This is a genomic window from Kosmotoga sp. (assembly GCF_982836095.1).
Genome location: NZ_CEYIHJ010000004.1, coordinates 4628 through 31178, shown reverse-complemented (window position 1 = coordinate 31178; position 26551 = coordinate 4628). Strand labels below are relative to the sequence as shown.

Sequence of the window (26551 nt, the reverse complement as noted above, 5' to 3'; positions counted from 1 at the left end):
GATGTGAAAAGAGCACTTAGTTTTGCCAAATCACTCAACAAAAAAACCTTAGGTGTTGTTGAGAACATGTCATATCTCAAATGCCCCAAATGTGGAGAGAAAATAAAACTGTTCGGTGAAGGTGCGGGAGAAAGGCTTGCAGCAGACTTCTCTATCCCATTGTTGGGAAAACTTCCCTTCGACCCACAGGTAGTTTCAAACGCTGATAACGGGAAAACCGTAATAACACACATGAGAAATACCGAATTAGAAACAGCGTATAGAGAGCTTGTTAAAAATATTCTCAACTTGCTGGAGGGATAGTTTTGCCAAAGCTCAAAACCATGACCCTTGAATGGACAGGTAACTCTGTCATTTTTATTGACCAGAGGAAATTACCTCTGGAAGAAGTTTATGTTGAATGCGTAAATCACACGGAAACCTATATTGCTATTAAAGACATGATCGTGAGAGGTGCTCCTGCTATCGGTGCCAGCGCAGCTTTTGGCTATGTTTTAGGTGCAATGGAATTTCATGGAGATTTCAATAGCGAAAAAGGTATTGCTCATATGAAAAGCGTCAAAGAAAAACTTGCTTCCAGCAGGCCAACAGCGGTAAACCTTTTCTGGGCCCTTGAAAGGATGCATAAAACTTTCCTGGGATATATATCATCCGGAAATATTCTTGATATTCTTGAAAGGGAAGCTCTGACTATCGCTTACGAGGACATTGAAGTAAACAAAGCCATTGGCAAATACGGGGCTGAGCTTCTCAGAGATGGCGATACTGTTTTGACCCATTGCAACGCCGGAGCACTTGCCACTGTTGACTATGGAACGGCACTTGGAGTAATAAGGGCCGCTATTGAGATGGGAAAGAAAATTTCGGTATACGCCGATGAAACCAGACCATACTTGCAGGGTGCCAGGCTAACTGCCTGGGAGCTCATGAAAGATGGAGTTGATGTAACACTAATTTCGGACAACATGGCAGGTTGGGTGATGAGTCAAGGGAAGATAGATGCCGTTGTGGTTGGAGCAGATAGAATAGCCGCTAATGGAGACGTTGCAAACAAGATAGGTACATACTCCGTGGCGGTTTTGGCCCAACGACATGGTATACCATTTTATGTGGCGGCCCCATTGTCCACAATTGACCTATTTACTCCGACGGGAAAAGAAATTCCCATCGAAGAGAGAGATCATAAGGAAATAACTCATGTTCAGGAAGTCCAGGTGGCTCCGAATAATGTGAAATGCTATAATCCCGCTTTTGATGTTACTCCATGGAATTTGATTACAGGCATTATAACAGAAAAAGGTGTTGTCAGACCACCTTATAATATGACACTAAGAAAATTATTTGACTGACCCACAGGGTCAGTCATTTTTGTAATGAGGTGAATTATGAAAGAGTTCGCGACCATAGAAAGCTCTGACACGTTATTGCTATATTCAAAAGCAACACCTCGGAAACTTTTGGTCAATGGTGCTGATGTTCCTTTTAGAATCATGCGGCAGGAGGGTAATATAAAACTTCAATTAAGCAGACCCAGACTCGATCCTTTTAACAGTATAGAGATCATATTGGAAAATTCCAAAAGAGTCTTTGCTTATCCTGTGGGAATACTTGAAGAAAAAGACTTTGTTTATCATAAAGACCTTGGTTATAAGGTGAACGAATCCGAAACAAGATTCAGAGTATGGGCGCCTGGTCCCGGTGAAATTTTCGTTGAAGTATTTTCTCTGGACGATTTGGAACACCCTCTTTATAGTCTTACCACATTTCCACAGCCTAGTGGACTTAGAGTGGCCAGCGTGAAAGAAAATCTAACAGGATACGCTTATAGATTTAGAATAGAAAGATATGGCGAAACACTTTATTCTGCGGATCCTTATGCACCTTTCACAACGGTAAACGGTAAATATTCATACATATACGATCTTGAAAATGTTAAACCTCAAGGCTGGGACAAGGATAAAGGCCCAGCCCTTCGTAACCCGGTTGATGCCATTTTATATGAAGTCCATGTAAAGGATTTCTCAAGCTCCTGGACAGCCGGATCGCGATTTTACGGGAAATATGGTGCTTTCTACGAGCAACGTTATAACCCGCCTTTAAAAATCGAGACTTGCCTTAACCATCTCACAGAACTCGGAGTTACACATGTACATTTACTGCCAGTCCACGACTTTGATAGTATTGACGAAGAAGATCCAACCCAGTATAACTGGGGATATGATCCCTCTTTATTCTTTGTTCCTGAGGGTTCTTATACCACTAATCCACGCGATCCTAAAACCAGGGTGCTTGAGTTCAGGAAGCTTGTACAAAGATTGCATCAAAAGAAGTTAGGAGTGGTTCTTGATGTTGTTTTCAATCACACATACAACAGCGATACCCCTTTTCAGAAACTCGTTCCTTATTATTACTATCGTCTAACACCCAGCGGGGATTTCTCAAATGGTTCCGGATGTGGCAACGAACTGGCCACAGAAAGACCGATGGTTAGACAATACGTTATCAGTGCCCTAAAACATTGGATTCAAAACTACCATATAGACGGATTCAGATTTGATCTGATGGCATTATTGGGAAAAGAAACCATGTCATTCATCGAACGTGAATTGAAAAAACTCAAAAAAGACATTTTACTCTATGGTGAACCCTGGGCTGCATCACAATCAACTATGAAAGACATACCCTTTTCTAAAGGTGAGCAAAAAGGTACCAACATAGCAGTTTTCAATGACAACCTGAGAGATGCTTTGAAAGGTTTTACAGATGATGAAAGCAAAGGATTTGTATCCGGGGAGTTCAGTAAAACGCAAGAAGTAATGAAAGGCATTGTTGCAGAGATAGCATATTCAAAATCGCTTTCAGGTTTTACATCAGAACCTTTTGAAATAGTCAATTATGTTTCAGCTCATGATAACCTTACTTTGATAGACAAAATTCACAAATGCTGCCCTGAAGAAAAATTTGAAAGCAGGGTTAGAATGGCGGCTTTGGCTATTTCCATCATTTTTACTTCTCAGGGTATTCCATTTTTACATGCAGGCTCAGAGATGCTACGTACCAAATTAATGGAAGAAAATAGCTATAATTCTGGAACGCTTATCAACGAACTAAATTACAATCAAAAGCATATCTATGCGGACTTTTACAATTACATCAGGGGCTTGATCATGCTTCGCAAAACTGAAAAACTGTTCAGGCTCAAAAGCAGTAAAGAAATAAAAGAAAAGCTCAAATTCCTACCGATTGATTTACCAGGTCTTATTGTGTTCATGTTGAATGATGGAGAAAAAGAAATCTTCGTAGCGCACAATGCGACAAAAGAAAGTCAGAAAGTGCTCTTTGACTCCAGAGCCTCTTGGAAGGTTGTGGCTATGGATTGTAAAATCAATTTGGATGGAATTACCACAATTTCCAGAACTATTCCAGTAGAGCCAATTTCATCTACTATCGCAGTGAAGCGAACAGGAGGGAAATGAAATGTGGGAAAAACTCATGAAAAGCGATCCTGAGGCTTTTGACATTCTCAACAAAGAGCTGAGAAGGCAGGAAGAAGGCATAGAACTCATCGCATCTGAAAATTTTGTTTCCTCAGCTGTCATGGAAGCCATGGGTAGCGTTTTAACAAACAAATACGCTGAAGGTTACCCGAAAAAGAGATACTACGGTGGTTGTAAATACGTGGATCTTGCAGAAGAGCTTGCTCGAGAACGGGTGAAAGAACTCTATGATGCAAAATATGCAAATGTTCAACCACATTCTGGCTCACAGGCAAATATGGCTGCCTACTTGGCCGTTGCAAAACCAGGCGATACGATTATGGGAATGTCCTTGAGCCATGGTGGTCATCTCACTCACGGTTCCCCGGTGAATTTCTCAGGGAAGCTATTCAAGGTTATCTCATATGGGGTTGACCCTGTAACAGAAATCATTGATTACAATATCGTTGAAAAACTCGCCCTTGAGAACAGACCCAAAATAATCATTGCCGGGGGAAGTGCATATTCTCGAATAATAGATTTCAAGAAGTTCAGAGAAATTGCGGATAAAGTAGGGGCTTATTTAGTGGTAGATATGGCTCATTTTGCCGGTCTTGTGGCTGCGGGCCTTTATCCAAATCCGGTTGATTTCGCTCATATTGTAACTTCGACAACTCATAAGACCCTTAGAGGGCCAAGAGGTGGATTGATCTTGACAAACGACGAAGAGATCGCTAAAGCCATTGATAAAAGCGTTTTTCCTGGTACTCAGGGGGGACCACTGATGCATATCATACTCGCAAAAGCGGTGGCTTTTGGCGAAGCCCTAAAAGACAATTTCAAAGAATACCAGCAAAATATCCTATCCAATGCAAAGGCTCTTGCCCGGGAATTGGAGGAGAGAGGATTGAGAATCGTCTCTGGCGGTACAGATACTCACCTTTTCCTTGTAGATCTGAACCCAAAAGGCGTGACCGGGAAAGCGGCTGAAAAAGCTCTTGAAAGAGCTGATATAACTGTAAATAAGAATACCATTCCAAAGGAAACTCGTTCGCCATTTGTAACCAGTGGCATACGTATTGGAACCCCAGCTGTAACTACTAGAGGAATGGGGGAACCAGAAATGGCCGAAATCGCGGAACTCATAATCAAAGTAATAGAGAATATCGAGGACGAGAAGGGCAATCTCCCTCAAAATATAATCGATGAAGTATCTGGAAAGGTTCATGAGCTTACTTCTCGCTTCCCGCTTTACAAAGATCTTTACCGGAGGGAGGTTTAATAAAGTGGATAACCTTGTGGTCGTTGACCATCCTCTCATACAGCACAAACTCACTATTTTAAGGGATATTAGAACAGGTCCAAAGGAATTCAGGGAATTAACAAGAGAGATTACATTGTTGTTGACTTATGAGGCAACTCGCCATATAAAAACACACAGTGTAGAAATAGACACTCCGATTTGCAAAACAGAAGGAAAAATGATAGAAGATAAGAAGGTTACCGTTGTCCCAATCTTAAGAGCGGGCCTTGGAATGATGGAAGGTGTTCTATCCTTAATGCCAAACGCTTCGGTTGGCTTTATTGGCATTTACAGAGATCCGGAGACAATACAGCCCGTCGAATATTATGCAAAACTCCCCAAAATTGATGATAACGAGATACTTGTGCTTGACCCTATGCTTGCAACCGGTGTTTCCTCTGCAGCAGCTATCGAATATGTAAAAAAGGCTGGTGGAAAACATATAACCCTTATGTGCTTGATATCCTCTCCCGAGGGTATTTCTTTGATTTCTTCCAAATATCCAGATGTAAAGATATTCACAGCTTCACTTGATGATCACCTCAATGACCATGCCTATATCGTTCCAGGGCTTGGCGACGCAGGTGATAGACTCTACAGAACTAAATAAAAACTGACTTTGATAACAGCGGAAACCCGGAATTCCGCTGTTATACTTTTCTTCAACCGAAATGATAAAATTGTAATGGAAGTTTCCGAATTTGTTGGAAATGTTTTTTATTTGTGCTTCAAATTAACTTTCCATATTGAGAAAGGAGGGAGTTGGCCGCTTATCACTGCTTATAAAGCGTGCTAGCGCGTTTATGAAACGATTTGTATTCATCGCTATCACCATCATTTTATTAACCTTATTTGCAGGCTGTTCAGCAGAAAAGACTTCGCCGATAGCTTCACCGGAAACGAATTCGCCCGCCGCAAGTTCAACAGCAGAAATAAACGCTGCGGGAACATCAACAGCCGAAGCTGCAAAAGGCGTTGTTTCAATTACCTTTAGAGTCACCCTCCCATCAAATACTCCTGAAGGGCCCGTGTATATCGTTGGTAGCTTCAATGAATGGATTCCTGGTGCTCCCGAATATAAGATGGTACGATCGGATAATACGGCCGTGATCACCTTAAACCTACCCGCAGATAGCACTGTTGAATACAAATACACCCGCGGTGACTGGGGAAAGGTAGAAAAGGGAGAAACTGGTGAAGAGATTAGCAATAGAAAAGTTGAAGTAAAACAAGAATCTCTTGTAGTTGAAGATGTCGTAGCTTCATGGGCTGATGTTGCACCTGAAATAAAAACCGAAGTTCCCAATGGAACACCTGCTGAAGTATCTTTCACAGTGCATCTCCCATGGAATACCCCGGCAAATGATGATATTTACATAACGGGAACATTCAATGACTGGACTACTGGAGATACCAAAACCATCCTCGAAAGGCACGGCGACCTTGCTACCATTACTATGGCAGCAAAGGTTGGTGATAGAATCGAATACAAATACAACCGTGGTAGCTGGGACACCGTTGAAAAAGATAAAGAAGGGAATGAAATTCCCAACAGAGTACTTGTAGTTGACGCTAAGACAATTCTTCGCGAGGATACTATCGAATCATGGGTTGATGTTCCCTATGAGGAGCTTCCAGAATCCGAAGCTAAAGAACCCACACAAAAAGAGAAAGCACTTAATCCTAAAAATGTCCTTGAAAAAGCCTTCCCTGCTGATCCTTCAAAACAACCTTTAAAAGTTGTTCTTGTATGGCATCAACATCAACCTTTATACAAAATTCCCGGCACAATTGATTATGAAATGCCATGGGTGAGAGCACACGCAATTAATGACTATCCATATATGGCGGATTTGATAGATAAATATCTAACCCGAGGCAGTGTGACTGTAAACCTTGTTCCAAGCTTATTGCTTCAGTTAAATGACTATTTGGACAAAGGAGCTATGGACAAATATCTAAGACTTTCTTTCGAAACTGAACTTTCACCGAAAGATAAGCAATTCATCATCGACCATTTTTTCGATATAAATCCAAGATTCGTTTCGAAAAGTGAGCGCTATTCTGAATTGATGAAAAAGAAAAATCGTGGTGAAGATTTCACCGAACAGGATATTTTAGATCTTAAAGTGCTGTGGAATCTTTACTGGATCAACATCGAATACATAAAAGCGGATGAAGAGCTGACAGCACTTCTTAACAAAGATAGAGGATACAGTTTTGATGATTTGCTGTATGTTATCAACAAACAACTTGAGATAATGGGAACGGTGATTGAAAAGCACAAGAAATTGTGGGAATCTGGAAAAGTTGAACTGATAACTTCCCCCTTTTATCATCCCATTCTTCCGATCCTCATTGAAAAAGGTTGGAAAGATGATGCGCTTGGTCAAATTCAACGTGGATTGGAATATTTCCAGCAGCTTTTTGGCAGGAAACCACAAGGCCTATGGCCTTCAGAACAAGCGGTGGATAATGAACTAGTCCCAATGCTGAAGGATTCTGGCATAAACTGGATAGTTACAGACAAGTCTATATTACAAATGGCTGGAGTTGACACGGGGAACTACAAGAACATCATGAAGCCGTACAGAGTTACAAATGGAAACAGCGATTTGATTGTATTCTTCAGAGATACCGACCTATCTGATAGAATAGGCTTCAAATATTCTACAATGAGTGCGGAAAGTGCGGTTGAAGATTTCATATCAAGGCTTCATGAGCTTCAGCATTTGAACGATTCAGGAAAAGCTGTTATAACAATTGCTCTCGACGGTGAAAACGCTTGGGAGCATTATCCTAACAATGGTAACGACTTTAGAAAGTTGCTGTACATGACCCTGTCAAATGATGTAAATCTGGAATTGCTCACACCCAGCCAGTACATAAGCAAATATGGGGTGGAAGATACATTGAATTATCTTCCAACTGGCTCATGGGTCGGAGGTAGTCTCGATACATGGATAGGCGAAAAAGAAGAGAACGAGGCATGGAATAGGGTAGCAGCAGCTTGAGAAGCTTTCTTAAAAGTAAAAGATTCTCTTCTACCTGATCAAGTAAAATTAGCCCTTGATGCTTTATATACCGCCGAAGGTTCAGACTGGTTCTGGTGGTATGGATTAGATCAAGATGCTGGAAACAACGAAGTCCTCTTTGATATGGCTTTTAAGAAAGCCCTAATACAGCTTTATCGTGCCATTGGGACTCCAGAAGAAGATATCCCCTCCTATCTCTTTGTGGTTAACAAGAAGCCTGCGATATCCACCAGCGGTGCCATTGGAGTTATCAAACCTAAAATCGACGGCATTATAGAAGAAAATGAATGGGATAAGGCTGCTTACTATAAGGACACAGAAATTTCCTCAATGGCTGCAGAAGACGATCTTATAGCAGGATTCCACATTGGGAGAGATGCCGCGAATATTTACCTCGCCGTTGAACTCAAACGCGATCCCAGAGCACTGATTGGAGAACCGTTGTATCTGGAAGTATATACAGATCTACCCGGTGCTGAGAAAATAAACACCACCCCGCGATATCCTTTTAAAGATGAAAAAGATTCATTTGGCTTTGTTTTGGCCAAGAGGTTTTTGGTGAGCTTCAAATCATGGAAAATAAGACCAGGAAGGTTATCCAACTACAACGCCTTAGGCGATGGCAAATGGTCTGTTGATCCTGAATTTTCATCCATCGAAAATAGTGCTGCTATTGAGGAAGTGGTCGAAATCAAAATTCCTCTTGATGCCCTGGGTGTGAAAACCGGGCAAGAATTTAATCTTGCCGTTTCCATAAGCAATTCAAAAGAAAAGGTTCTTTTAGACTATGCTCCTAAGAGCGGTCCTGTTCATGTTCAAATCCCCCAAGCTGTTACTGGAAAGGTTGTGGCAACTTTTCAGGATCCCAAGGGTGATGATTACGGGTTCGGTTCTTATAAATATCCTTTAAACACAGCTTTCGAACCGTACAAAGGACTATGGGACATCGAATGGCTGAAAATTCTCGAGAATGAACAGGCGGTAATTTTCCAGCTGAAATTCGGAGAAATGACAAATCCCTGGAATGCACCAAAAGGCTTTTCGCATCAGCTAATAAACCTTTATATCGATGTCAAGGATGGTGGTAGAACCGATACATATGCTGAAGGTGCACGCGTGAGTTTTTCCAGTGAATATCCGTGGGATTATTTCATCAAAATAGCCGGTTGGCCTTCTTATGGTCAGCTTTTCGCAACAGCAGATGGTGAGGAAATCCCGGATGTACTTCAAGTGGAAGCGGACCCTGGCGAAAAAATTATTAACGTAATCGTCAGCAAAACGGCTTTGGGGAGTTTCAACCAAATGGCTCTATACGTGTTATCTGGAAGTCAAGATGGTTATGGTCCCGATAATTTCAGGGCTGTTACTCCGGAACCAACGGAATGGACGCTTGGCGGTTATCCTCTTGACGCCGGAGACTTTGCTCCTTTTGTTCTCGATATAATAGTTCCGGAGGGAGTTACTCAGGAAGAAGTACTTTCATCTTACGATAAAAACTCTGAAAAGTTCGCAACTTTGGTTCCTGTTATCATTGATTTTTGAGGGGCAAGCCCTTATCATGGCGGGGCCCGTGCCCCGCTTTAATATGTGATGTGGAGGTGCCATATGTCTGGAAAGCTCACTGTAATTGTGGGACCAATGTATTCTGGCAAAACCACCGAACTCTTATCATTAATTGAGATCTATGCCTTGGGAAAAAAGAATTACCTTGTTTTTAAACCGGCAATAGATGTAAGATACTCAGAAGAACATATCGTTAGTCATACGGGCCTAAAAGCTCCTGCTACAAATGTTAAAGGTTCTGATGAACTCCATAAAATCTTCAAAAAACACGGAGAACCACTTGATGCTATTTTCATCGACGAGATTCATTTTTTCGATGAAAACATAATCAAGGTTATTGAGAAAATCATTTACTCCGGTGTCAATGTATTCTGTGTAGGACTTGATATGAGCTATAAGCACCGTCCTTTTAACACAACTGCTCAAATAATGGGAATAGCAGACGAAGTAATAAAAAAGAAAGCAGTATGTCACATATGCGGTGAATACAAAGCTGTAGTTTCTTATAGAAAGGTCGAAGAAACCGAAAGCGAGATAGACGTTGGTGGTATGGAAAAGTACATCGCTGTATGCCGTGATTGCTATAACAAACTGACGGGAAGATTCAAAGAGGATTGAATGTTATAGTTTATATACATATACTTTAAATCTTCATACTGAATTGGTAATTAATTAAGTATATCAACACATAAATAGCAATCATATGTTAACGAATATAGGTGATAATTGCTGAGATGTATATATAAGTGAGCAGGGATATCCATATGGGATAGACCGGAGGTGTTTTTGTGTTTGAAAATCTTCAGGAGAAGTTAACGAGGGCTTTTAAGTCTATAAGTGGCAAAGGAAGAATATCCGAAAAAAACATAAAAGACGCAGTTAGACAAGTTAAGCTTTCACTGCTCGAAGCAGATGTAAATTTCAAGGTCGTAAAGGAATTTATAAAAGACGTTCAGGAAAAAGCTTTAGGCGAAGATGTTCTGAGCAGTTTTACTCCAGACCAACAATTTATAAAAATTGTCAGAGATGAACTCATCAGAGTTCTTGGTGAAAAAAGCGTGCCCCTATCTTTATCTTCAAAGCCAGCTAAAATCATGATGGTAGGGCTTCAGGGAAGTGGAAAAACTACTACATCAGCTAAATTGGCTGCCAGATTCAAGAAAGAAGGAAAGAAGGTTCTTCTCGTTGCTGCCGATGTATATCGCCCCGCCGCAATTGACCAGTTGATCCAGCTTGGCAAACAAATTGATGTCCCGGTATTTGTAGGAGACAGGCAACATCCTCTAAAAATTGTTACTAAGGCTATGGAAGAAGCAATAAAAAATATTGTCGATGTGGTAATTTTCGATACTGCTGGACGACTTCATATCGATGAGAAGATGATGCACGAGTTGAAAAAGATCGCTGGGCAACTGGACCCTGATGAGATTCTCATGGTAGTTGATGCTATGACGGGTCAGGATGCTGTCAATTCTGCCAAATCTTTCAATGAAGCACTTGAATTGACGGGTTTTGTTGTTACAAAACTCGATGGAGATGCACGTGGAGGTGTCATACTTTCAATTAGACATGTAACAGGAAAACCAGTGAAATTCATAGGTATCTCCGAAAAAATCGACGGCCTGGAACCTTTTTATCCTGACCGTGTTGTTGGAAGAATACTTGGAATGGGTGATGTGCTGAGCCTCATTGATAAAATACAGCAAAACATCGATATGGAAAAGGCAAAAATGCTGGAAGAGAAATTTGCCAAAAATAAATTCGACTTAGAAGATTTTCTTGAACAGTTACGTCAAATAAAGAAAATGGGATCTATCGGTGATTTGATGGAGATGATTCCTGGTGCACCCAAGGAAGTCGATCTTTCCTCAGGCGAAAAAAATCTCAAGCGTACAGAAGCGATAATAAGCTCAATGACTAAGGAAGAACGAAAGAATCCAAAGATGATAAATTACAGCAGAAAACTTCGTATAGCAAAAGGTAGCGGAACAAATCTTACAGAAGTGAATAGGGTATTAAAGTCCTATGATCAGATGAAATCCATGATGAAAGCGCTGAACTCAAAAAAATCAAAATTCTCCAAATTATTCAAGGGCTTACCATTTTAATTCAATAGATTTCAGGAGGTGTTTTTGAACATGGTCAAGATACGTTTGACAAGGATGGGAAGGAGAAACAGACCGTTTTACAGAATCGTTGTTGTAGATTCCAGAAAAAGAAGAGATGGAACTTATATCGATTCCCTTGGCTTTTACGATCCGCTTAAAGACCCAGCTGTTATGAATGTAAACGTTGAAAGAGCTGTGGAATGGATACTCAAAGGTGCTCAGCCAACAGATACTGCGAGATCGATTCTCTCAAAATTTGGTGTAATGAAAAAGGTCCATGAAATCAAGACCAATAAAGAAAAAGGAGAAGCGAACGAAGAATGAAAGAGCTTCTCGAGCACATTCTCAAAGGGATCGTGAAGGATCCTGATTCGCTTTTAGTAACAGAAAATGTCGATGAAAATGGCAATAAGGTCTTTGAAATCAGAGCTTCGGAAGAGGATATTGGTCAAATTATTGGAAAGGATGGAAGGACCATCAAATCCATCAACGTGCTGTTGAACGCTATTGCGGGTCCCGATAGGTCAAGTTTTACATTAAAGGTGATTAGATGATCACGGATATCAAGGAGTTGCTCTCTTCCATGATTCCCGTTGGCTATGTGGTTAAGCCTCATGGGTTACGAGGAGAAGTGAAATTCAAGTTGACTACAAACCTCGAAGATATTTTAGAGGTGGGTGAAAACGCCCTTCTCTTTGATGAGAAAAGCAAAAGGTATGTAGTCACAAGAATCACTGATTTTCGAAAAGCCGGTTCAGGTTATATACTTTCCTTTGAAGGCTTTGATAATGTTGGATTGGCTGAGCGCATAAGAGGATACCACCTCTACATCGCTAAGAGCAAGCTCCCACCTCTTGAGAAAGGCGAATTTTACTTTTATCAAGTTTTAGAAGCGCAGGTTTTTTCGCCTGAAGGCGAATATCTTGGAAAAGTTGAAGATATCATCGAAACGGGAGCAAATGACGTTTTTGTCGTCAAGCACCAACTTGAAAATCTGTCAGTCCGAGAAATTCTCATACCTGTAATTAAGGATTATATACTGGAACTTGACCTTGATAATAAGCGCGTTGTTGCAAAAATCCCCGATTTTGAGAAAGAGAACGAGTGATTACAATGAGAATAAAGGTATTAACGATATTCCCGGAAATGTTCTCAGTTTTAACTCAATATGGAGTTATTTCCAGAGCCATAAAAGAAAGGGTCATCGATTTTAAATCTATCAACCTGAGGGATTTTACGTCCGACAGGCATCACACTACTGATGACTACCCTTATGGCGGTGGTAGCGGTCTGGTAATGAAAGTCGAGCCTTTTTTGAAAGCCTATGAGGAAATAATTGAAAACGAAGGAAAACCTCATGTGATAATGACTTCTCCTCAAGGGAAACTTTTCAATAATGAAAAGGCTTTGGAACTTTCAAAGAAGAAGTCTATTCTCTTTCTCTGTGGTCGATATGAGGGAATAGATGAAAGGGTAATGAATATAGTAGACGAAGAACTTTCCATAGGTGATTTCGTTTTAAGCGGAGGGGAACTGCCCTCTATGGTTATGATAGAGAGCATTCTCAGATTTGTTCCGGGAGTCATTGGCGATATGGAATCCGTTGAAAAAGACTCCTTTTTTAACGGTCTTTTGGATTATCCCCACTACACAAGGCCCAGGGAAATAAAGGGCATGAAAGTTCCCGATGTTTTATTAAACGGGAACCATGAAGAAATAGAGTTATTTCGCCGAATGGAAAGCTTAAAAAGAACGTTGTTGCGAAGACCTGACTTGTTTTTAAAGCACGAACTTGACAAAATGGACAAAAAAGCCCTTCTTCAGCTTTTTAGGGAGTTGATAGACAATGTTGAGTAATATATACGTTGCGCTAATTCACTACCCTGTTCTTGGTCGTGACGGGAAAATTGTATCCAGCGCCGTAACTAATCTAGATGTACACGATATTGCCAGGACTTGTAGAACCTATAATATAAAGGGATACTATGTGGTTTCCAATCTTCCCGCGCAAAGGGAAATCGTTGGCAACGTTCTTGAATATTGGCTAAAGGATTTTGGTAAAGAGTATAATCCCAGTAGAAGTGAGGCTCTTACCGTTGTAAAAACGGCTATGTACATTGAAAATGTTATAGAAGAAATTGAAGATGTGGAAGGAAAGACTCCAAACCTCATTTATACCTCTGCTAAAAATGGACCTGATCGAATTTCCTACTCTGGGATGTCAAAGATCATTAAAGAATCTGACAAACCACATCTGATACTTTTCGGGACAAGCTGGGGTCTCCCAAAGGAAGTACTTGTACTTTGTGATTACGTTCTTGAGCCAATAAGAGGAAGGGCAAGTTTCAACCACCTTTCGGTGAGAGCCGCGGTGGCTATAACACTGGACAGAATCATAGGAGAAGATATATAAGTTAGGAGGGATTGAGATGGATCAGTACATCAGGGCGATTGAAAGTGAATTTGTAAAAAAAGATCTTCCAGAAATAAGACCGGGTGACACCATCAGGGTCTACGTCAAAGTTAGAGAAGGGAATAAGGAAAGGACACAGGCTTTTGAAGGTGTAGTTATTAAAATCAGAGGCGGTGGAGTCAATAAAACCTTTACCGTTAGAAGAGTAGGGGCAGCAGGTATCGGTGTTGAAAGGATCTTTCCCTTTGCCAGTCCAGCAGTTGAAAAAATCACCGTCTTGAGAAAAGGTAAAGTAAGAAGAGCAAAGCTTTACTATATCAGAGACATCCGAGGAAAGATCAGAATAAAGCAAAGAAGGGACTGAGGCTTAATGGCCAGGGCCTCCAAAAAAGAATCCAGGGTTGTCCATGAACTAAAAGAGTGGGGGAAGGCCCTTGTTTATGCTCTCATCTTTGGAACAATAATAAGGCTCTTTATGTTTGAAACCATGATGGTTCCCACGGAATCGATGGTACCAACCATCGATCCGGGGGACCGTCTTTTTGTTGAAAAGGTAACCTATCAGTTCAAAGAGCCTGATTATGGAGACATAGTCGTGTTTTGGGCCCCCTTTGTAGACAAATCGGCATTAGAAATGTTAGGCCCTTTCGACAAATTCATGGATTTGTTTTCACCCAGAATCTTTAAGGGCCATGTGAAATACGTCAAAAGGCTCGTGGGAAAGCCGGGTGATACAATAGAGTTAAGAGTAGCTCCTGAATTTAAAAACATCGAGGATGAAATTCTTTCCATGCCTCATGATGATCAGCCTCATTACCAGCTCTATGTAAACGGTGAGCTTCTTCCGGAATTAGCGGACAGAAGATATTCCCGAGAAGCCATATTTGCAGATAAGGATTTTTACCTTGGTTTGGCACATCCTGATGAAGTTTATTCTATCTACAACGAATTCTTCAGATATTATCAGCGCTATTTGGATTATGCTAGCTATTACGATAGTGTTCTCGCCCCTCTTGAGCTGAGAAAATACATCTGGCAGGATCCAAGTACAAAAACCATAAAAATCACTATTCCTGAAGGATTTTATTTCTTTATGGGTGATAACACCGGAAATAGCTTTGACAGCAGGTTTTTCGGATTCGTTCCACGGAAAAACATAGTTGGAGAACCAATGCTCAGAATTTGGGAGTTATCAAGATTTGGGCCATTAAAAGGAAAAGAATAACCGGGGTAATACCCCGGTTTTTTGGCGGAGGCGGTGGGACTCGAACCCACACGGGGCCTTCACCCCACCGGTTTTCAAGACCGGCTCCTTAGCCAATTAGGATACGCCTCCACAAATCAATTATAACCCGAACAATGGAGGGTTTCAAGAGGTTATGGAAAAGAGAAAAGCTTTTTTAAGAGATGTTCAGAATGAAAAAGACGAAAGAAATGTCCCGATTGATATGGTTGGTATAAGAGGGTTGAAATATCCCATTGTGGTTCTCGATAGAGCAAAGGGCAGACAAAATACTGTTGGCACTTTTGATCTCTTTGTGGATTTACCGCGTGATTTCAGGGGTACTCACATGTCCCGCTTTGTGGAAGTACTAGACAGACACAATAACCGTATAACCCCCCGAAACATGGAAAGCATTTTGAGCGATATGCGAGCTTTCTTAAAAGCTGATGTTGCTCATATAAATGTTTTCTTCCCATACTTCTTGAGGAAAAATGCCCCTGTGAGCGGCATCTCCAGTTATAGCTCTTTTGAATGTGGTTTCATAGCCCGTCTGAATTCTGGTTTTGATTTCATACTCGAAGTTAATGTCCCTGTTATGACTGTATGCCCTTGTTCTAAAGAAATAAGCGAAAGGGGCGCTCATAATCAGAGGGCAAATGCGAAGGTTAGAATAAGAATGAAATCACTTGTTTGGATTGAGGAGATTATAGAAGTGGCAGAAACCTCTGCTAGTGCTCCCATCTTCAGCCTACTTAAAAGAGAAGATGAAAAGTATATCACTGAACTCTCATACGATAATCCCCGGTTTGTCGAAGATCTATCGCGTGAAATTGTGCTGCATCTTGAAAAAGATCGGAGAATAACCTGGTACAGGGTTGAAGTAGCAAGCCAGGAATCAATTCACAACCACGAGGCCTATGCTTGTATTGAGAAGAGGGAATTATGAGCGCATTTTTTACTGAGGAGAAACGCGAAAAAATCGAAAGTTATTTAAGGCTTCTCGTTTCTTCAAAACACAACCTCACTGCCATCAAAAACCTGGATGAGGCTTACCAAAAGCACTTTCTTGATGTTTTTCTTCCCCTTAAGGAATTCAGTTTAAAAGGGAATTTCATAGATATCGGTACAGGCGGTGGGGTACCTGGTATAATTTGCGCAATTCTTTTTCCTGAAAGTAAATGGACATTGCTTGATTCCATCAGAAAGAAGGTACAAGAAATTGATAACTTCATCTATGAATTGGGCCTAAAAAACGTTCGGGTAATTTGCCAAAGAGCCGAAGAATACGCAAAGCTGGACAGAGAAAAGTACTGCGGTGCTTTTATGAGAGCCGTAGCCCGGCCCGATGTTTGTCTCGAATACGCCACTCCCCTGATTAAAACAGGCGGAAAAATATATCTATACAGAGGACCTAACTGGAAAAAAGAAAAAGATTTTGCGGAAAGAGCTGCCTCCCTCCTTGGTCTTCGTATAGATAGAGTAATAGAATACCAAATCACAGAAAATATAAAAAGAAACCTTGTTATTTACAAAAAGCTCATTGCTACATCTTTAAAATACCCAAGAAAAACTGGTAGCGCCACAAAAAAGCCACTTGGGGGGAAGTAGATGAAGGTTTTTTTTGATGCTTCTTTCAAGGGAGTAACAAATATGGCTATCGATATGGCTCTTAGCGACTGGGTTGCCACCTGTGAAAAGGAAACCCTTGTTTTGCGATTTTACCGCTGGAACCCACCTTGCCTCTCACTTGGAAGAAATCAGGATGTTAGAGCAGTAAATACTGATTACCTGAATAAGATGAGATTTGATCTTGTTAGAAGACCAACAGGCGGGATGGCAGTTCTCCACTGGAAAGAGCTGACTTATAGTTTCATTGCAAAAAGCAGCGATAAGCGCCTTCCAAGAAATGTCGTTGCCTCTTATATGAAAATATCCACAGCTTTGAAAAGAGGACTCACCAATATGGGATATCCCGTGGAAATAAATGAAAAAAAGGCGACCAAAATTTCCGACGTTTGTTTTCAGGTTCCTTCGGTTAATGAGTTGGTTATTTCAGGAAAAAAGCTTGTTGGAAGTGCCCAGACGCGAAAAAAAGGTGTGATATTACAACATGGCTCTATTCTTATAAAAGCCATGTCACAAGAATATCTTTCTTGCTTTCGCAATCTATCAAAAGACACAAGGCAACTCGAAAGCATCAAAAATAGTATGATAGGTTTAGAGGATTATTCAAAGAAAAGTGTAGATGTTCAAAAGCTCGCTGAAAATTTGGCGATTGCTTTTTCCGAGGTTTTTGAAGAAGCGCTTGAGAACACGCAATATAGCAAACTTGGTTCTGAATTCCATGAAATGCTCAACAGATACGAAAGGATGTTTAACTCTTATGAATGGAACTACAAAAGGGAAGCTCTGGATAGTTTCAACACCAATAGGAAATCTTGAAGACATAACCGTACGAGCACTCAGGATATTGAAGGAGGTCCCATTTATTCTTGCAGAAGATACCAGAAGGACTTCAAACCTTCTGAAAAAACTTGGAATAGAAAACAAAAAGCTAATTTCTTTCAATGTTCAAAATCAAAATCGCCGTTTACATCAGGTTTTATCACTTCTAAACACTGGAAACGATATGGCGTTGGTAAGTGATGCCGGGACTCCTGTTATTTCAGACCCCGGAAACAAATTGATTTTAGAATGCCAGAAGTTAAAAATCGATATCGATATAGCCCCGGGGCCCAGCGCTGTAACTTCGGCGGTTGCCCTTAGTGGTTTTCCGGGTACACATTTCGTTTTTCTTGGCTTCTTGCCAAGAGGGAAAAACAGAAGGAGACTTTTCAGAAAAATCTCAAAAGGCCTTTATGGTGAAGCGCTTATAGTTTTTTTCGAATCTGCACTGCGTCTAAAGGAATCGCTGAGAGAATGGTTAGAAATCGTCGAAGATAGGGAGTGCTTCATTGCTCGCGAATTGACAAAACTACATCAAGAATTGATCCGCGGTTACATAAGCGAGATTCTGGAAAGTTTTCCGGAACAATTGAAGGGTGAAATAACCGTGGTGGTTTCGGGGAATGCTTCAAAAAGTGCGGAGATACGATAGAGAATGCTTACAATTTACGTTTTTTCCAGGAAAAGATGCCTAAAGGAGGAAGAATATGGTCCAGGTTTTTAGAAATTTCCTGGCATTGACTCCAGCGATAATTGTGGCCATATATTTTCACGAAATGGCACATGCCAGCTTGTTTAAGAAAACAACAAAAACAAGGAGAAACTTTTCCTTTGTAGGCTGTGTGGATCCTCTGGGGCTCTTAATGTACTACATGTTTCAATTTGGCTGGTCAAGACCTTTCCCGATCAATTACTGGAAACTCAAGAAAAACGGACTGCCCGTAACAATTCTCACAATATTTAGCGGACCTGCAATGAACCTGATTATTGGAGTAACTGCGGCGTTATTTTTCAAATACACGGGATTATTTAGATACTCTACTCTCCTTGCCAGGGAATCTTATGGGCAAAATTACCTGCTTTCATATTTTTCCGATGTGTTGTATTGGATCATGGTGGTAAATTTAAAGACTTCTCTTTTCAATTTATTGCCTTTTCCGCCTTTAGATGGGGCAAGGCTTATAGAAATAACTGCTCCAGACAATCAAGTGGACTGGCTGGCAAAGTTCGAAGTTTACGGGTTGCTTTCACTTGTTGTTCTTTCGATTTTGGGTATAATCCAATTAATAATGTGGCCTGTAAGTAGGCTGGTTGAGTTCATAACCGGTCTCATAATTTGACTTTATGCTGTTTTTGATGTTTTGCCTGCATGTAATGAACACCTACACGTACTCCAAACCAGAAAAAAGCCGTAGCAAAAAGTAAAAGGAGTATCACCGGTGAAAGGTACCACGGGTAAGCATAAATGGCTTTTTCACGGATATTTCCACCTATATCTTCAACTTTAACCATGACTTTTCTCCGTGTAATAGAGAAAGGTATATCGATTAACGCTTCTTTTTCGCCAGATAGCTCAAGTTCTTGATCATTAATGTACAACCTTTTGAGCCCAAAATCGTCCTTGAAAAGTACCTTTCGCGTTATAAAAAGTCCGGCCTTTGTTTGTACTTCTGCTGGTTTAACATCATAAATAACAGTCACCTCTTTTTCAGCGCTGTTGCCTGCTTTATCAATGGCTTCAATCTTTATTAGTTTTGTTGCACCTGGTTCGAGAGTAACGGAATAGTTGTATTTGCCCTCTGTCTCCGTGGCGATTTTTCCATTCACGTTAACCCTTGACAACCCATAGTCATCATGTACTTCAAAGTTGAAGTTAACATTTTTCTCTTTGGTGACAAATTTATCCGGCAAGATTATCTTCGGAGGAATTATGTCCCGAACGATATCAATAGATTTCATGGCAACGTTCCCTGCTACATCTTCAATTTCTATTTCTATCTCATTTTCCCTTTCATTCAGGAGGATAACAGGGAAGACATTTGTTGAAGGTAAATATTCTTTGCCATTTATTCTCAACCCTGCCACCTCTGTGTTATCTTTTGCGCCTATATGAAGCAACACCTCATCATTACGCGTTATTTGAGGGTATTGTATCTGTAGGATTTCAGGAGGAGTAAAATCTCCTATAACTACCAATTCGTTTATCGTAACATTTCCAGCCAGGTCTTCAACTTTTAACCTGATAGTATTACTTCCACTGCTGATAGAGACTGGAAAGTCGAATTCATATTCTTCTTTTCCATCTAAAAATAAAACTTTATCTCCAAGTTTAATGCTTTGCATGCCGACATTGTCTGAAACCTTACCCGATAGCGTAATCATTTCGGAAGATGTGTATTTGGGTGCATTGGATATGGATAGCAGTGGAGGGGAATCATCAAGATAAATAGAATATGGTGTCGGCTGGAAAATCCTTCCAAATACATCTTTATAGCTTATGTTGATTTTGTTATACCCTTCTTTGAGTGTAATAGGTATTGATAGATGTGGAGAACTCATCTTTACAGTCCTGTTCCCAACACTTATGGAATCAAGAAGTATGCCACCCTGATATTCGAACTCGAGATTGTAGTTCTTCTCGTTGGTGAGAGGCGGAATGTTCATGGACAATTTTGGTGCAGGTGGTTTTGAAAATACAGTTATTCCAGAAACCAAATTGTGGTCATTATGAGAAGAGACAACATACAACCAACTCCCACTATCAAGGCGGTCGGAATCAAAAAAAACTTTTCCCGGTGAGTATTCTACGCTCTCTGAAAAGGCTTGTTCCTTTCCCGAACCTATTTTTTTGAAATTAAGCGCTATCTGATCTGTGACCAATTCACCTGCAATATCAAAAGAAATCTCCACTCCACCATCCACCACGGGGTTTCTACTGAGGAACCATCTTACATTCCATGGTGGAACTAAAATTTGAAAGGCTTCCTTTTCGCCATTGCTAAAACCTATGGTTATTTCACTCTCTTTAAACTTACCAAGCCCCTGAAATTTCATGAGCGTGGCATTAGAAATTTCCGTCAATAATTCCTGCAGCATTTCTGGTAGAATTTGCTTTTGAACCGTGTAGAATCCTCCAAACCTGATGCTCTGCAAAATTTTTATTGGCGCACTATTATCTTCCCAATTTCCCAAAAATAAAGGAATAACACCGCTTTCAATTAGAAGCCCAGCCGCTTCTTGATATGACAGTTTGCTGCCGTTATCTTTTCCATCACTGAGAACTATTAGAAACCTCACATCGCCTTTTTCCTTCATACTTGTCCCAACAAAGCCGACTCCGTCCGTTAGACGTTGCACCTCCGATATGCCACGCTGAGCTTCCGGTGAAAGGTTTTTTTTAAAAAAATCCAGATCGCATTCCGGAACTTTCAAAGCGATCTCGTTTCCAAAAGTCCAAAGACTGAACAAGGGTCTTATGGAGAAGCTATCATTGAACGCTTCCAGCATATCAATTGAAAGGATCTTTGAAACGTCAACACCTTCCTGTACAAGAAAAGCGATCACAACTTTCGAGTTAACATTCAGAGAATGGGATTCAAAATTTCTCATAAGGCCATTTATTTCAAGCGACGATACACCCTTTGCATTCTGTCGCACCAGGGCCTTTATAGTAGGGTAATCAGAAGTGTCAAAACCCAGAGTATTCATTTCATCTGCAAAACTAAGAATCGTTAGAATTAGAAAGAAAGCCAAAATGAGCTTTCTCATTTTTCCTCCAATCTCTCAGAAATGTATTCTATCACCTCTTCAAGGGCTTCTTGCAATCCTTTTTCATATGTTAGCGTAAAACCAGCCGCACGCTCATGACCACCACCACCAAATGTTTTGGCGATTTCACTTACATCGAAATAACTCTTAGAGCGAAGGCTAATATGGGCTTCACCTCTGGAACTCTCAGAAGCAAAGAGGGCGACTTCAACAGTTGATATTGAGCGAAGCTGAGAAACAAAACCAGAAAACTCATCTTCACTCAACCCATATTTATCAAAATTCCATTTTTCCAGAAAGGAATAAGCAAATTTGCCAGAGCAACGAACCTTCAAGTTATCCAGAGCATCTCTTTCCAAATAAAACTCTTCCAGCTTTTTGTTTTCCAGTATCACCCGGGCTACATATCCCGGATCTGCTCCATACTTGACCAAGCAGGCTACATCTTCAAAAACCGAAGAATCCACATTAGAATACCTGAAAAATCCAGTATCAGTGGCAATGCCAATATAATTCAACAGTGCGAGTTCCCTATCATAATTAACATCCATTATCTGCAACAGTCTGAAAACCATTTGTGCCGTGCTGGAATAAACTGGTGAAACCCAATTGATATTACCAAAATCAGTATTTGTCTTGTGATGGTCTATTAAAATGGTTCGTACTCCAGCTTTCAAAAATTCCTGAAATCTGCCAATTCTATCCGGCGATGACGAATCAACTACAATCATTAAATCTGGCAATTCCATATCAACTGAGTAGTGGACCAGTTTCTCAGTATGCGGAAAATTCAAATATATAGACGGTATATTCCAATCAACTGCAGGGGTAACTTTTTTACCCAGCCATGTAAGGCCTCGATAAAGCGAAAGAACTGAAGAAATACAATCTCCGTCAGGCATAATATGGCCACATACAAGCATTTTTTCTGCTTGCTCGATTTCTGAAATAATTGCGCTGACATTTCTCACAGCTTCTCCTCCTTTAACGCATTTAGAGCAATCGTGACCACCTTGCTGAACTTAGATCTTACTTTCTGCGCTGTTGCGACTACTTCTTGATGGTCCAGTTTTTTCTCTAAAATTCCCGAAGCCATGTTTGTGATACAGGAAAAAGCCAGTATATTCAGTTTGCAATGTGAAGCAGCTATCAGTTCCGGCACGGTTGACATACCGACCATATCAGCCCCGAAATTTTCATAGGCCTTTATTTCCGCCGGGGTCTCGTAAGAAGGACCTGTTACAAATATATAAGTGCCCTGCTTCAAATCAATATTAACTCTTTTAGAATTGTTGATAACCAGTTCTAACCATCTCTTATTTATAACAGAGGACATATCAGGAAAACGGACCCCATACTCTTTTCTATTAGGTCCAACAAGAGGATTGCTAAAACCAAGATTGATCACGTCTGTTATAGCAACAATATCCCCAGGAACAAAACTCCGGTTAATACCACCTGCGGCATTTGTTACAATAAGGTGTTCTACTCCCATTTCCTTAAAAATATATATGGGTTTTACAACATCTTGCAGACTATGTCCCTCGTAATAATGGAATCTCCCATCCATTGCAATAACGTCTCTTCCATTTAACCTTCCAATAACGAACCTTCCCTTATGGCCTTCAACGGTACTTTGAGGAAAGGCATTGATCTCTCTATAATTCACAGAAACAGCATCCTCAAATTGCTCTGTCAGATATCCAAGGCCGGATCCCAAAATCAACGCTATATTTGGCTTTACCGTGGATTTTGCAAGAATTTTCTCGGCAATTTTTCCAAAATCCATTGATTCATCTCCTCCTGCATGTTTAAAAGATTTTTTCACTAATTGATTATATAACAATATATGGTACAATACTCAAAGTCCATTGACTTTGAGCTTAGGCGACAATATAATATGTGAGACTGAAAAGGAATGAATGGAAGGAGGAGATCTGCATGAGTCCCGAAGAAATTTTTGAAAAGGTAAGAGAAATAATAGCTGAAAAACTTGGAATTGAAACCGATGATATCGAACTTTCATCGGATCTTACTGAAGATCTCGGTGCCGATTCTCTAGACCTTGTTGATTTAGTAATGGCTTTTGAAGATGAGTTCGGCATAAAAGTAGAAGATGAGCAAGTAGAAAATATTAAAACGGTGGAAAATGTTGTTAGTTATGTAGCAAAAGTCCTCGGCGCTGACGATGAGGAATAAATGAAAACATGGGGGGCGAGCCCCCCATTTTTTGGAGGTATAGTTTTGCCTCAAAAGATTTCATATGTTGTTAACGAAGATTGCAATTACAACCGCCTTGACAAGTTTCTCAGGCATAAACTGAAAGACTTCAAGCTATCATCTATATATAAACTTCTTCGAACTGGCTGTATCCGTGTTAACAATAAGAAAATCAAAGACCCCGCTTATAGGATTGAAATTGGAGACAGTGTTAGTGTCGAGTATAGCGGGAAAATTGAACATCTAAAACGACTTCGGGAATCCAGGGAACCAGTTCCACACGAAATCCCATTTAGTATTCTTTACGAAGATAAAGAGCTTCTGATAATCGATAAACCACCAGGTATTTCCATGCATCCAGGCAAAGGAGTACAGGTCATTACACTGATAGAGGGTTTGATGGGATATGGCAATCGGAAAGGGTTTAAACCTTTTCTTGTTCATCGCCTCGACAAACACACTTCAGGAGTACTTTTGGTGGCAAAAAAACTTGACAATGCACGAAAGTTGACAGCGCTCTTCAGAAATCATGAAATCGATAAGTACTACCTGACTCTGGTAAAGGGACATCCTTTTGAAGAAAAGGGATATCTGAAGCAGGAAGTCAATGGTTTTACCGAAGAACTCTCCTACAATGTTAAAGAGCTTTTTGATAACAGTTCGCTTTTGACGGTTAGATTACTAACCGGCAAAAAACATCAAATAAGGAGACAATGCGCATCCATAGGACATCCGGTTGTGGGTGATGATGTGTATGGTGATAGAGATTTCAACCGAAAATTCAAAAAGGAACATGGCCTCAGAAGATATTTCTTGCATTGCCATAAAATGTCCTTTAAACATCCAACTTCTGGAAAGCTTTTTCAAATCACTTCAGAGTTGCCTGAGGATTTAAAGAGGGTTCTTAAGTCCCTGAGAAGCTCATGAAAAAAGTATTCATTCTCGTAACTGTTTTTTTTCTGTTCTTTCTTTACTGTTTTGGTGCTAAAGAAGGCTTCACTTCGGAAGAAATATCCGCTGTTTATGAGAAACTCCAAAATCTTTTTCGGCTGAGTCCTTCCTATTCATTAGTAGTGGACGAAAAAACGGAACATTCGCATTCTGTGGATAACGACACGGGTTATTATAAAATAGTAATTAGAAAAGATGAGCTTGAGCTCTCCATTCTCGCTCATGAAATGGCACACATTTTCTTTTTTGAGCTATTGAAGAGGAACAATATAGAACCTGAGGAAATTCCATTATGGTATCATGAATTGATGGCTCTCTGGTTTCAAGCGCAGTTTCAAAATACTGAAAATTATCGGATTTTGGATTTTAAAACCATTTTTTTCCCTTTTTTTCAATATCGAAGTAATTATCCACGCTCCAATAAACTTGAACCATTTTATGGATCCATAGATAGTTTTGCGGGGTACTTATCCAAGAGATATGAATTTCGAGATTTTATCGTTGAAACTGTTGAGAAATATGCGGAATTGAAGGATTTTACTACTGCCATTAACACGGTTCTGGGCACTGAGCTCGACAGGGTTATAATTGGCTGGAGAATTAGAAAACTCATACCTTACTTTTCGTTTGCAGCTGTAGTGGTTCTTTTTATCTATTTAGCTTTGGGAAGGGGAGATAAGCATTGGCGGGAGTTAGAATTCGATCCAAAAATCCCAAAAAACGAGGAATGAAAAAAACGACTATCAAAAAAGGAAGCATCCCTCCGGTTTTTGTTCTTTTTCTACTTTTATCAATTCTTCTACTTCTGTATTATTTCCCTGATCGCTCAAATGCGGAACGGGCGATATCCAATGCAGCGATATTGGTTGAGGAGCCTGTTGATGGCGTTCAGGGGTTCTTGTTAGATACCCCAGGAAGTTCACCTTCAACTTCAAAAATCATCCTCTTAGACCTCAGTAAATACAGAGAGCCAGAACATCTGAAAAATATTTTCGAAAAACACAAAACGATTATTCTAACAGGAGCTTCATATTTTAAACCTGAGGAACTTGCAGAGATACTCGATCGCTATAGAGTGATAACAGGATTTATGGAATTTGACGAGAGGGGAATGTATGTAAAGGAAGTAATCAAGGCCCGGAAATATCCGGAACTGGTGTTCAGAGTACATCAAATCAAGCCAAAGGAATATCCAAATTACGATCTTGAATCTGCTGTATTGAGGTATATAAGGGCTGTTCGCGAACGAAGTGTGGACGTTCTGCTATTTATGAAAGGCAGTTCTGAAACCCTGAGTTACACAGAACTTGTCAAGGAAACTTATTCTCGTTTAAAAGAGGAAAAGTTGTTGAGTAACGTAGTTAATCCCTCACGCTTTCCTCTGACAAACTCATCAACACTTGGTTTTTTAACCGGTTTGATCGCCCTTTTAAGTTGGAATCTAGTGTTGGCAATCGGCTACATAATCACAATAATTTTTTCCCACACCCTGTCTTTGACTTATTTAGCAATTTTTGGCTCCATTTCCCTTTATTTCTTGGTCATGAAAATCACAAAAAGACAACTATTTAAACCTTGGTTGGGTTATATCCTTATTTTTGTTTCTTCTTTAGGCCTTGGTATGGCAATAAACGCGCAGATGGTGTCACCAGCATATCAGAATGGTATACTTCTCTTTCGAGGTGTCAAATTCTCGTTACTTGTTCTCCCGGCACTTGTTTTTGTGCTGGAAATACTAAGAAGGCCCATAAAAAAACTTGCATTAGGTGATTATGTATTACTAATTCTTTTTATCCTTGGGGGAATTTATTATCTCTTGAGAAGCGGCAACTACTCCCTTGTGCTTGATATTGAAAGGCGATTTAGAGATTTTCTTGATAATCTTTTAATTGTAAGACCGCGTTTTAAAGAGATAATTGGTTATCCTTTTTTGATACTAAGTATTTATGGCATTTACACCAAGAATGGTCTCTCAAGGGCTATTGTTGCTTCTGTTGGCAGTATTCCCGTTGTCTCAGTGGTGAATACTTTTTGCCATGCCACT

28 protein-coding genes and 1 tRNA gene are annotated in these 26551 nt (G+C 40.3%); 25 read left to right on the top strand and 4 right to left on the bottom strand.

The window, feature by feature from the left end; all coding sequences use genetic code 11:
• The 16 genes from AC3LHT_RS00735 to lepB all read left to right on the top strand — a co-directional run.
• The coding region (locus tag AC3LHT_RS00735) for a P-loop NTPase (RefSeq protein WP_488661684.1) at positions 1–303 on the top strand (303 nt) is incomplete at its 5' end.
• A gap of 20 nt (positions 304–323) precedes the next feature.
• Entirely contained in the window at positions 324–1349 is a 1026-nt protein-coding gene (gene mtnA, locus AC3LHT_RS00730; protein ID WP_488661685.1) for an S-methyl-5-thioribose-1-phosphate isomerase, read from the top strand.
• A gap of 36 nt (positions 1350–1385) precedes the next feature.
• Positions 1386–3476 carry a type I pullulanase gene (pulA, locus tag AC3LHT_RS00725; RefSeq protein WP_488661683.1) on the top strand — a complete coding sequence of 697 codons (2091 nt, stop codon included), beginning with the start codon at positions 1386–1388 and terminating at the stop codon, positions 3474–3476.
• 1 nt (position 3477) lies between these two features.
• Positions 3478–4758 (top strand): serine hydroxymethyltransferase, encoded by a 1281-nt coding sequence (gene glyA, locus AC3LHT_RS00720; protein WP_488661682.1) that lies wholly within the window; start codon positions 3478–3480, stop codon positions 4756–4758.
• Positions 4759–4762: 4 nt separating this feature from the next.
• Positions 4763–5389 (top strand): uracil phosphoribosyltransferase, encoded by a 627-nt coding sequence (gene upp, locus AC3LHT_RS00715; RefSeq protein WP_290644996.1) that lies wholly within the window; start codon positions 4763–4765, stop codon positions 5387–5389.
• A 193-nt stretch (positions 5390–5582) separates the two neighbouring features.
• The gene (locus tag AC3LHT_RS00710) at positions 5583–7793 is read left to right on the top strand and encodes a hypothetical protein (RefSeq protein WP_488661681.1); all 2211 of its coding nucleotides are present in this window, start codon (positions 5583–5585) and stop codon (positions 7791–7793) included.
• 144 nt (positions 7794–7937) lie between these two features.
• On the top strand, positions 7938–9356 hold the full coding sequence (locus AC3LHT_RS00705) for a glucodextranase DOMON-like domain-containing protein (RefSeq protein WP_488661680.1): 1419 nt from the start codon (positions 7938–7940) through the stop codon (positions 9354–9356).
• A gap of 63 nt (positions 9357–9419) precedes the next feature.
• Entirely contained in the window at positions 9420–9995 is a 576-nt protein-coding gene (locus AC3LHT_RS00700; RefSeq protein WP_290665875.1) for a thymidine kinase, read from the top strand.
• A 170-nt stretch (positions 9996–10165) separates the two neighbouring features.
• Positions 10166–11485: a signal recognition particle protein gene (ffh, locus tag AC3LHT_RS00695; RefSeq protein ID WP_488661679.1), complete on the top strand. Its 1320-nt coding sequence runs from the start codon at positions 10166–10168 to the stop codon at positions 11483–11485.
• A gap of 30 nt (positions 11486–11515) precedes the next feature.
• Positions 11516–11809 (top strand): 30S ribosomal protein S16, encoded by a 294-nt coding sequence (gene rpsP, locus AC3LHT_RS00690; RefSeq protein WP_290645003.1) that lies wholly within the window; start codon positions 11516–11518, stop codon positions 11807–11809.
• Positions 11806–12039, top strand: coding sequence for a KH domain-containing protein (locus tag AC3LHT_RS00685; protein WP_290645005.1), 234 nt, complete (start codon positions 11806–11808; stop codon positions 12037–12039). Before rpsP ends, AC3LHT_RS00685 begins: the two co-directional genes overlap by 4 nt.
• Positions 12036–12593, top strand: coding sequence for a ribosome maturation factor RimM (gene rimM, locus AC3LHT_RS00680; RefSeq protein ID WP_488661678.1), 558 nt, complete (start codon positions 12036–12038; stop codon positions 12591–12593). Before AC3LHT_RS00685 ends, rimM begins: the two co-directional genes overlap by 4 nt.
• A gap of 5 nt (positions 12594–12598) precedes the next feature.
• Positions 12599–13342 carry a tRNA (guanosine(37)-N1)-methyltransferase TrmD gene (gene trmD, locus AC3LHT_RS00675; RefSeq protein WP_488661677.1) on the top strand — a complete coding sequence of 248 codons (744 nt, stop codon included), beginning with the start codon at positions 12599–12601 and terminating at the stop codon, positions 13340–13342.
• Entirely contained in the window at positions 13332–13898 is a 567-nt protein-coding gene (locus AC3LHT_RS00670) for an RNA methyltransferase (protein WP_290645009.1), read from the top strand. The genes trmD and AC3LHT_RS00670 overlap by 11 nt, the downstream gene beginning before the upstream one ends.
• 16 nt (positions 13899–13914) lie before the next feature.
• Positions 13915–14262: a 50S ribosomal protein L19 gene (rplS, locus tag AC3LHT_RS00665; protein WP_290645011.1), complete on the top strand. Its 348-nt coding sequence runs from the start codon at positions 13915–13917 to the stop codon at positions 14260–14262.
• A 6-nt stretch (positions 14263–14268) separates the two neighbouring features.
• Complete coding sequence (gene lepB / locus AC3LHT_RS00660; RefSeq protein WP_290645013.1) at positions 14269–15123, top strand: signal peptidase I; 855 nt, start codon at positions 14269–14271, stop codon at positions 15121–15123.
• A 22-nt stretch (positions 15124–15145) separates the two neighbouring features.
• Here lepB and AC3LHT_RS00655 read toward each other — a convergent pair.
• Positions 15146–15234 (bottom strand) — tRNA-Ser (locus AC3LHT_RS00655).
• A gap of 43 nt (positions 15235–15277) precedes the next feature.
• On the opposite strand from AC3LHT_RS00655, the gene folE2 reads away from it, so the two are divergent.
• From folE2 to AC3LHT_RS00630, 5 genes are read left to right on the top strand one after another with little or no spacing between them, the layout of a single operon-like run.
• Positions 15278–16069, top strand: a complete 792-nt coding sequence (gene folE2 / locus AC3LHT_RS00650; protein ID WP_488661676.1) for a GTP cyclohydrolase FolE2 — start codon at positions 15278–15280, stop codon at positions 16067–16069.
• On the top strand, positions 16066–16731 hold the full coding sequence (gene rsmG / locus AC3LHT_RS00645; protein ID WP_488661675.1) for a 16S rRNA (guanine(527)-N(7))-methyltransferase RsmG: 666 nt from the start codon (positions 16066–16068) through the stop codon (positions 16729–16731). The genes folE2 and rsmG overlap by 4 nt, the downstream gene beginning before the upstream one ends.
• On the top strand, positions 16732–17565 hold the full coding sequence (locus AC3LHT_RS00640) for a lipoate--protein ligase family protein (RefSeq protein WP_290645018.1): 834 nt from the start codon (positions 16732–16734) through the stop codon (positions 17563–17565).
• Positions 17507–18220 (top strand): 16S rRNA (cytidine(1402)-2'-O)-methyltransferase, encoded by a 714-nt coding sequence (gene rsmI / locus AC3LHT_RS00635; RefSeq protein ID WP_290645019.1) that lies wholly within the window; start codon positions 17507–17509, stop codon positions 18218–18220. The genes AC3LHT_RS00640 and rsmI overlap by 59 nt, the downstream gene beginning before the upstream one ends.
• A gap of 55 nt (positions 18221–18275) precedes the next feature.
• A complete protein-coding gene (locus tag AC3LHT_RS00630) occupies positions 18276–18908 on the top strand; it encodes a site-2 protease family protein (RefSeq protein ID WP_290645021.1) in 633 nt (210 codons plus the stop codon).
• Here AC3LHT_RS00630 and AC3LHT_RS00625 read toward each other — a convergent pair.
• The 3 genes from AC3LHT_RS00625 to AC3LHT_RS00615 are packed head-to-tail and all read right to left on the bottom strand — an operon-like array spanning position 18898 to position 23125.
• Complete coding sequence (locus AC3LHT_RS00625; RefSeq protein ID WP_488661674.1) at positions 18898–21336, bottom strand: hypothetical protein; 2439 nt, start codon at positions 21334–21336, stop codon at positions 18898–18900. The two genes, AC3LHT_RS00630 and AC3LHT_RS00625, sit on opposite strands and share 11 nt — an antisense overlap.
• Positions 21333–22307 (bottom strand): DHH family phosphoesterase, encoded by a 975-nt coding sequence (locus tag AC3LHT_RS00620; protein ID WP_488661673.1) that lies wholly within the window; start codon positions 22305–22307, stop codon positions 21333–21335. Before AC3LHT_RS00620 ends, AC3LHT_RS00625 begins: the two co-directional genes overlap by 4 nt.
• Positions 22304–23125, bottom strand: coding sequence for a purine-nucleoside phosphorylase (locus tag AC3LHT_RS00615; protein ID WP_488661672.1), 822 nt, complete (start codon positions 23123–23125; stop codon positions 22304–22306). The genes AC3LHT_RS00620 and AC3LHT_RS00615 overlap by 4 nt, the downstream gene beginning before the upstream one ends.
• 152 nt (positions 23126–23277) lie before the next feature.
• Here AC3LHT_RS00615 and acpP point away from each other — a divergent pair, with 152 nt between their 5' ends.
• The 4 genes from acpP to AC3LHT_RS00595 all read left to right on the top strand — a co-directional run.
• Positions 23278–23535: an acyl carrier protein gene (gene acpP, locus AC3LHT_RS00610; RefSeq protein ID WP_290645029.1), complete on the top strand. Its 258-nt coding sequence runs from the start codon at positions 23278–23280 to the stop codon at positions 23533–23535.
• 45 nt (positions 23536–23580) lie between these two features.
• Positions 23581–24483, top strand: coding sequence for an RluA family pseudouridine synthase (locus AC3LHT_RS00605; RefSeq protein WP_290665847.1), 903 nt, complete (start codon positions 23581–23583; stop codon positions 24481–24483).
• On the top strand, positions 24480–25238 hold the full coding sequence (locus AC3LHT_RS00600; protein WP_488661671.1) for a hypothetical protein: 759 nt from the start codon (positions 24480–24482) through the stop codon (positions 25236–25238). Before AC3LHT_RS00605 ends, AC3LHT_RS00600 begins: the two co-directional genes overlap by 4 nt.
• Positions 25235–26551: DUF5693 family protein (locus AC3LHT_RS00595; RefSeq protein ID WP_488661670.1), on the top strand; the 1317-nt coding region annotated here is incomplete at its 3' end. The genes AC3LHT_RS00600 and AC3LHT_RS00595, both read left to right, overlap by 4 nt.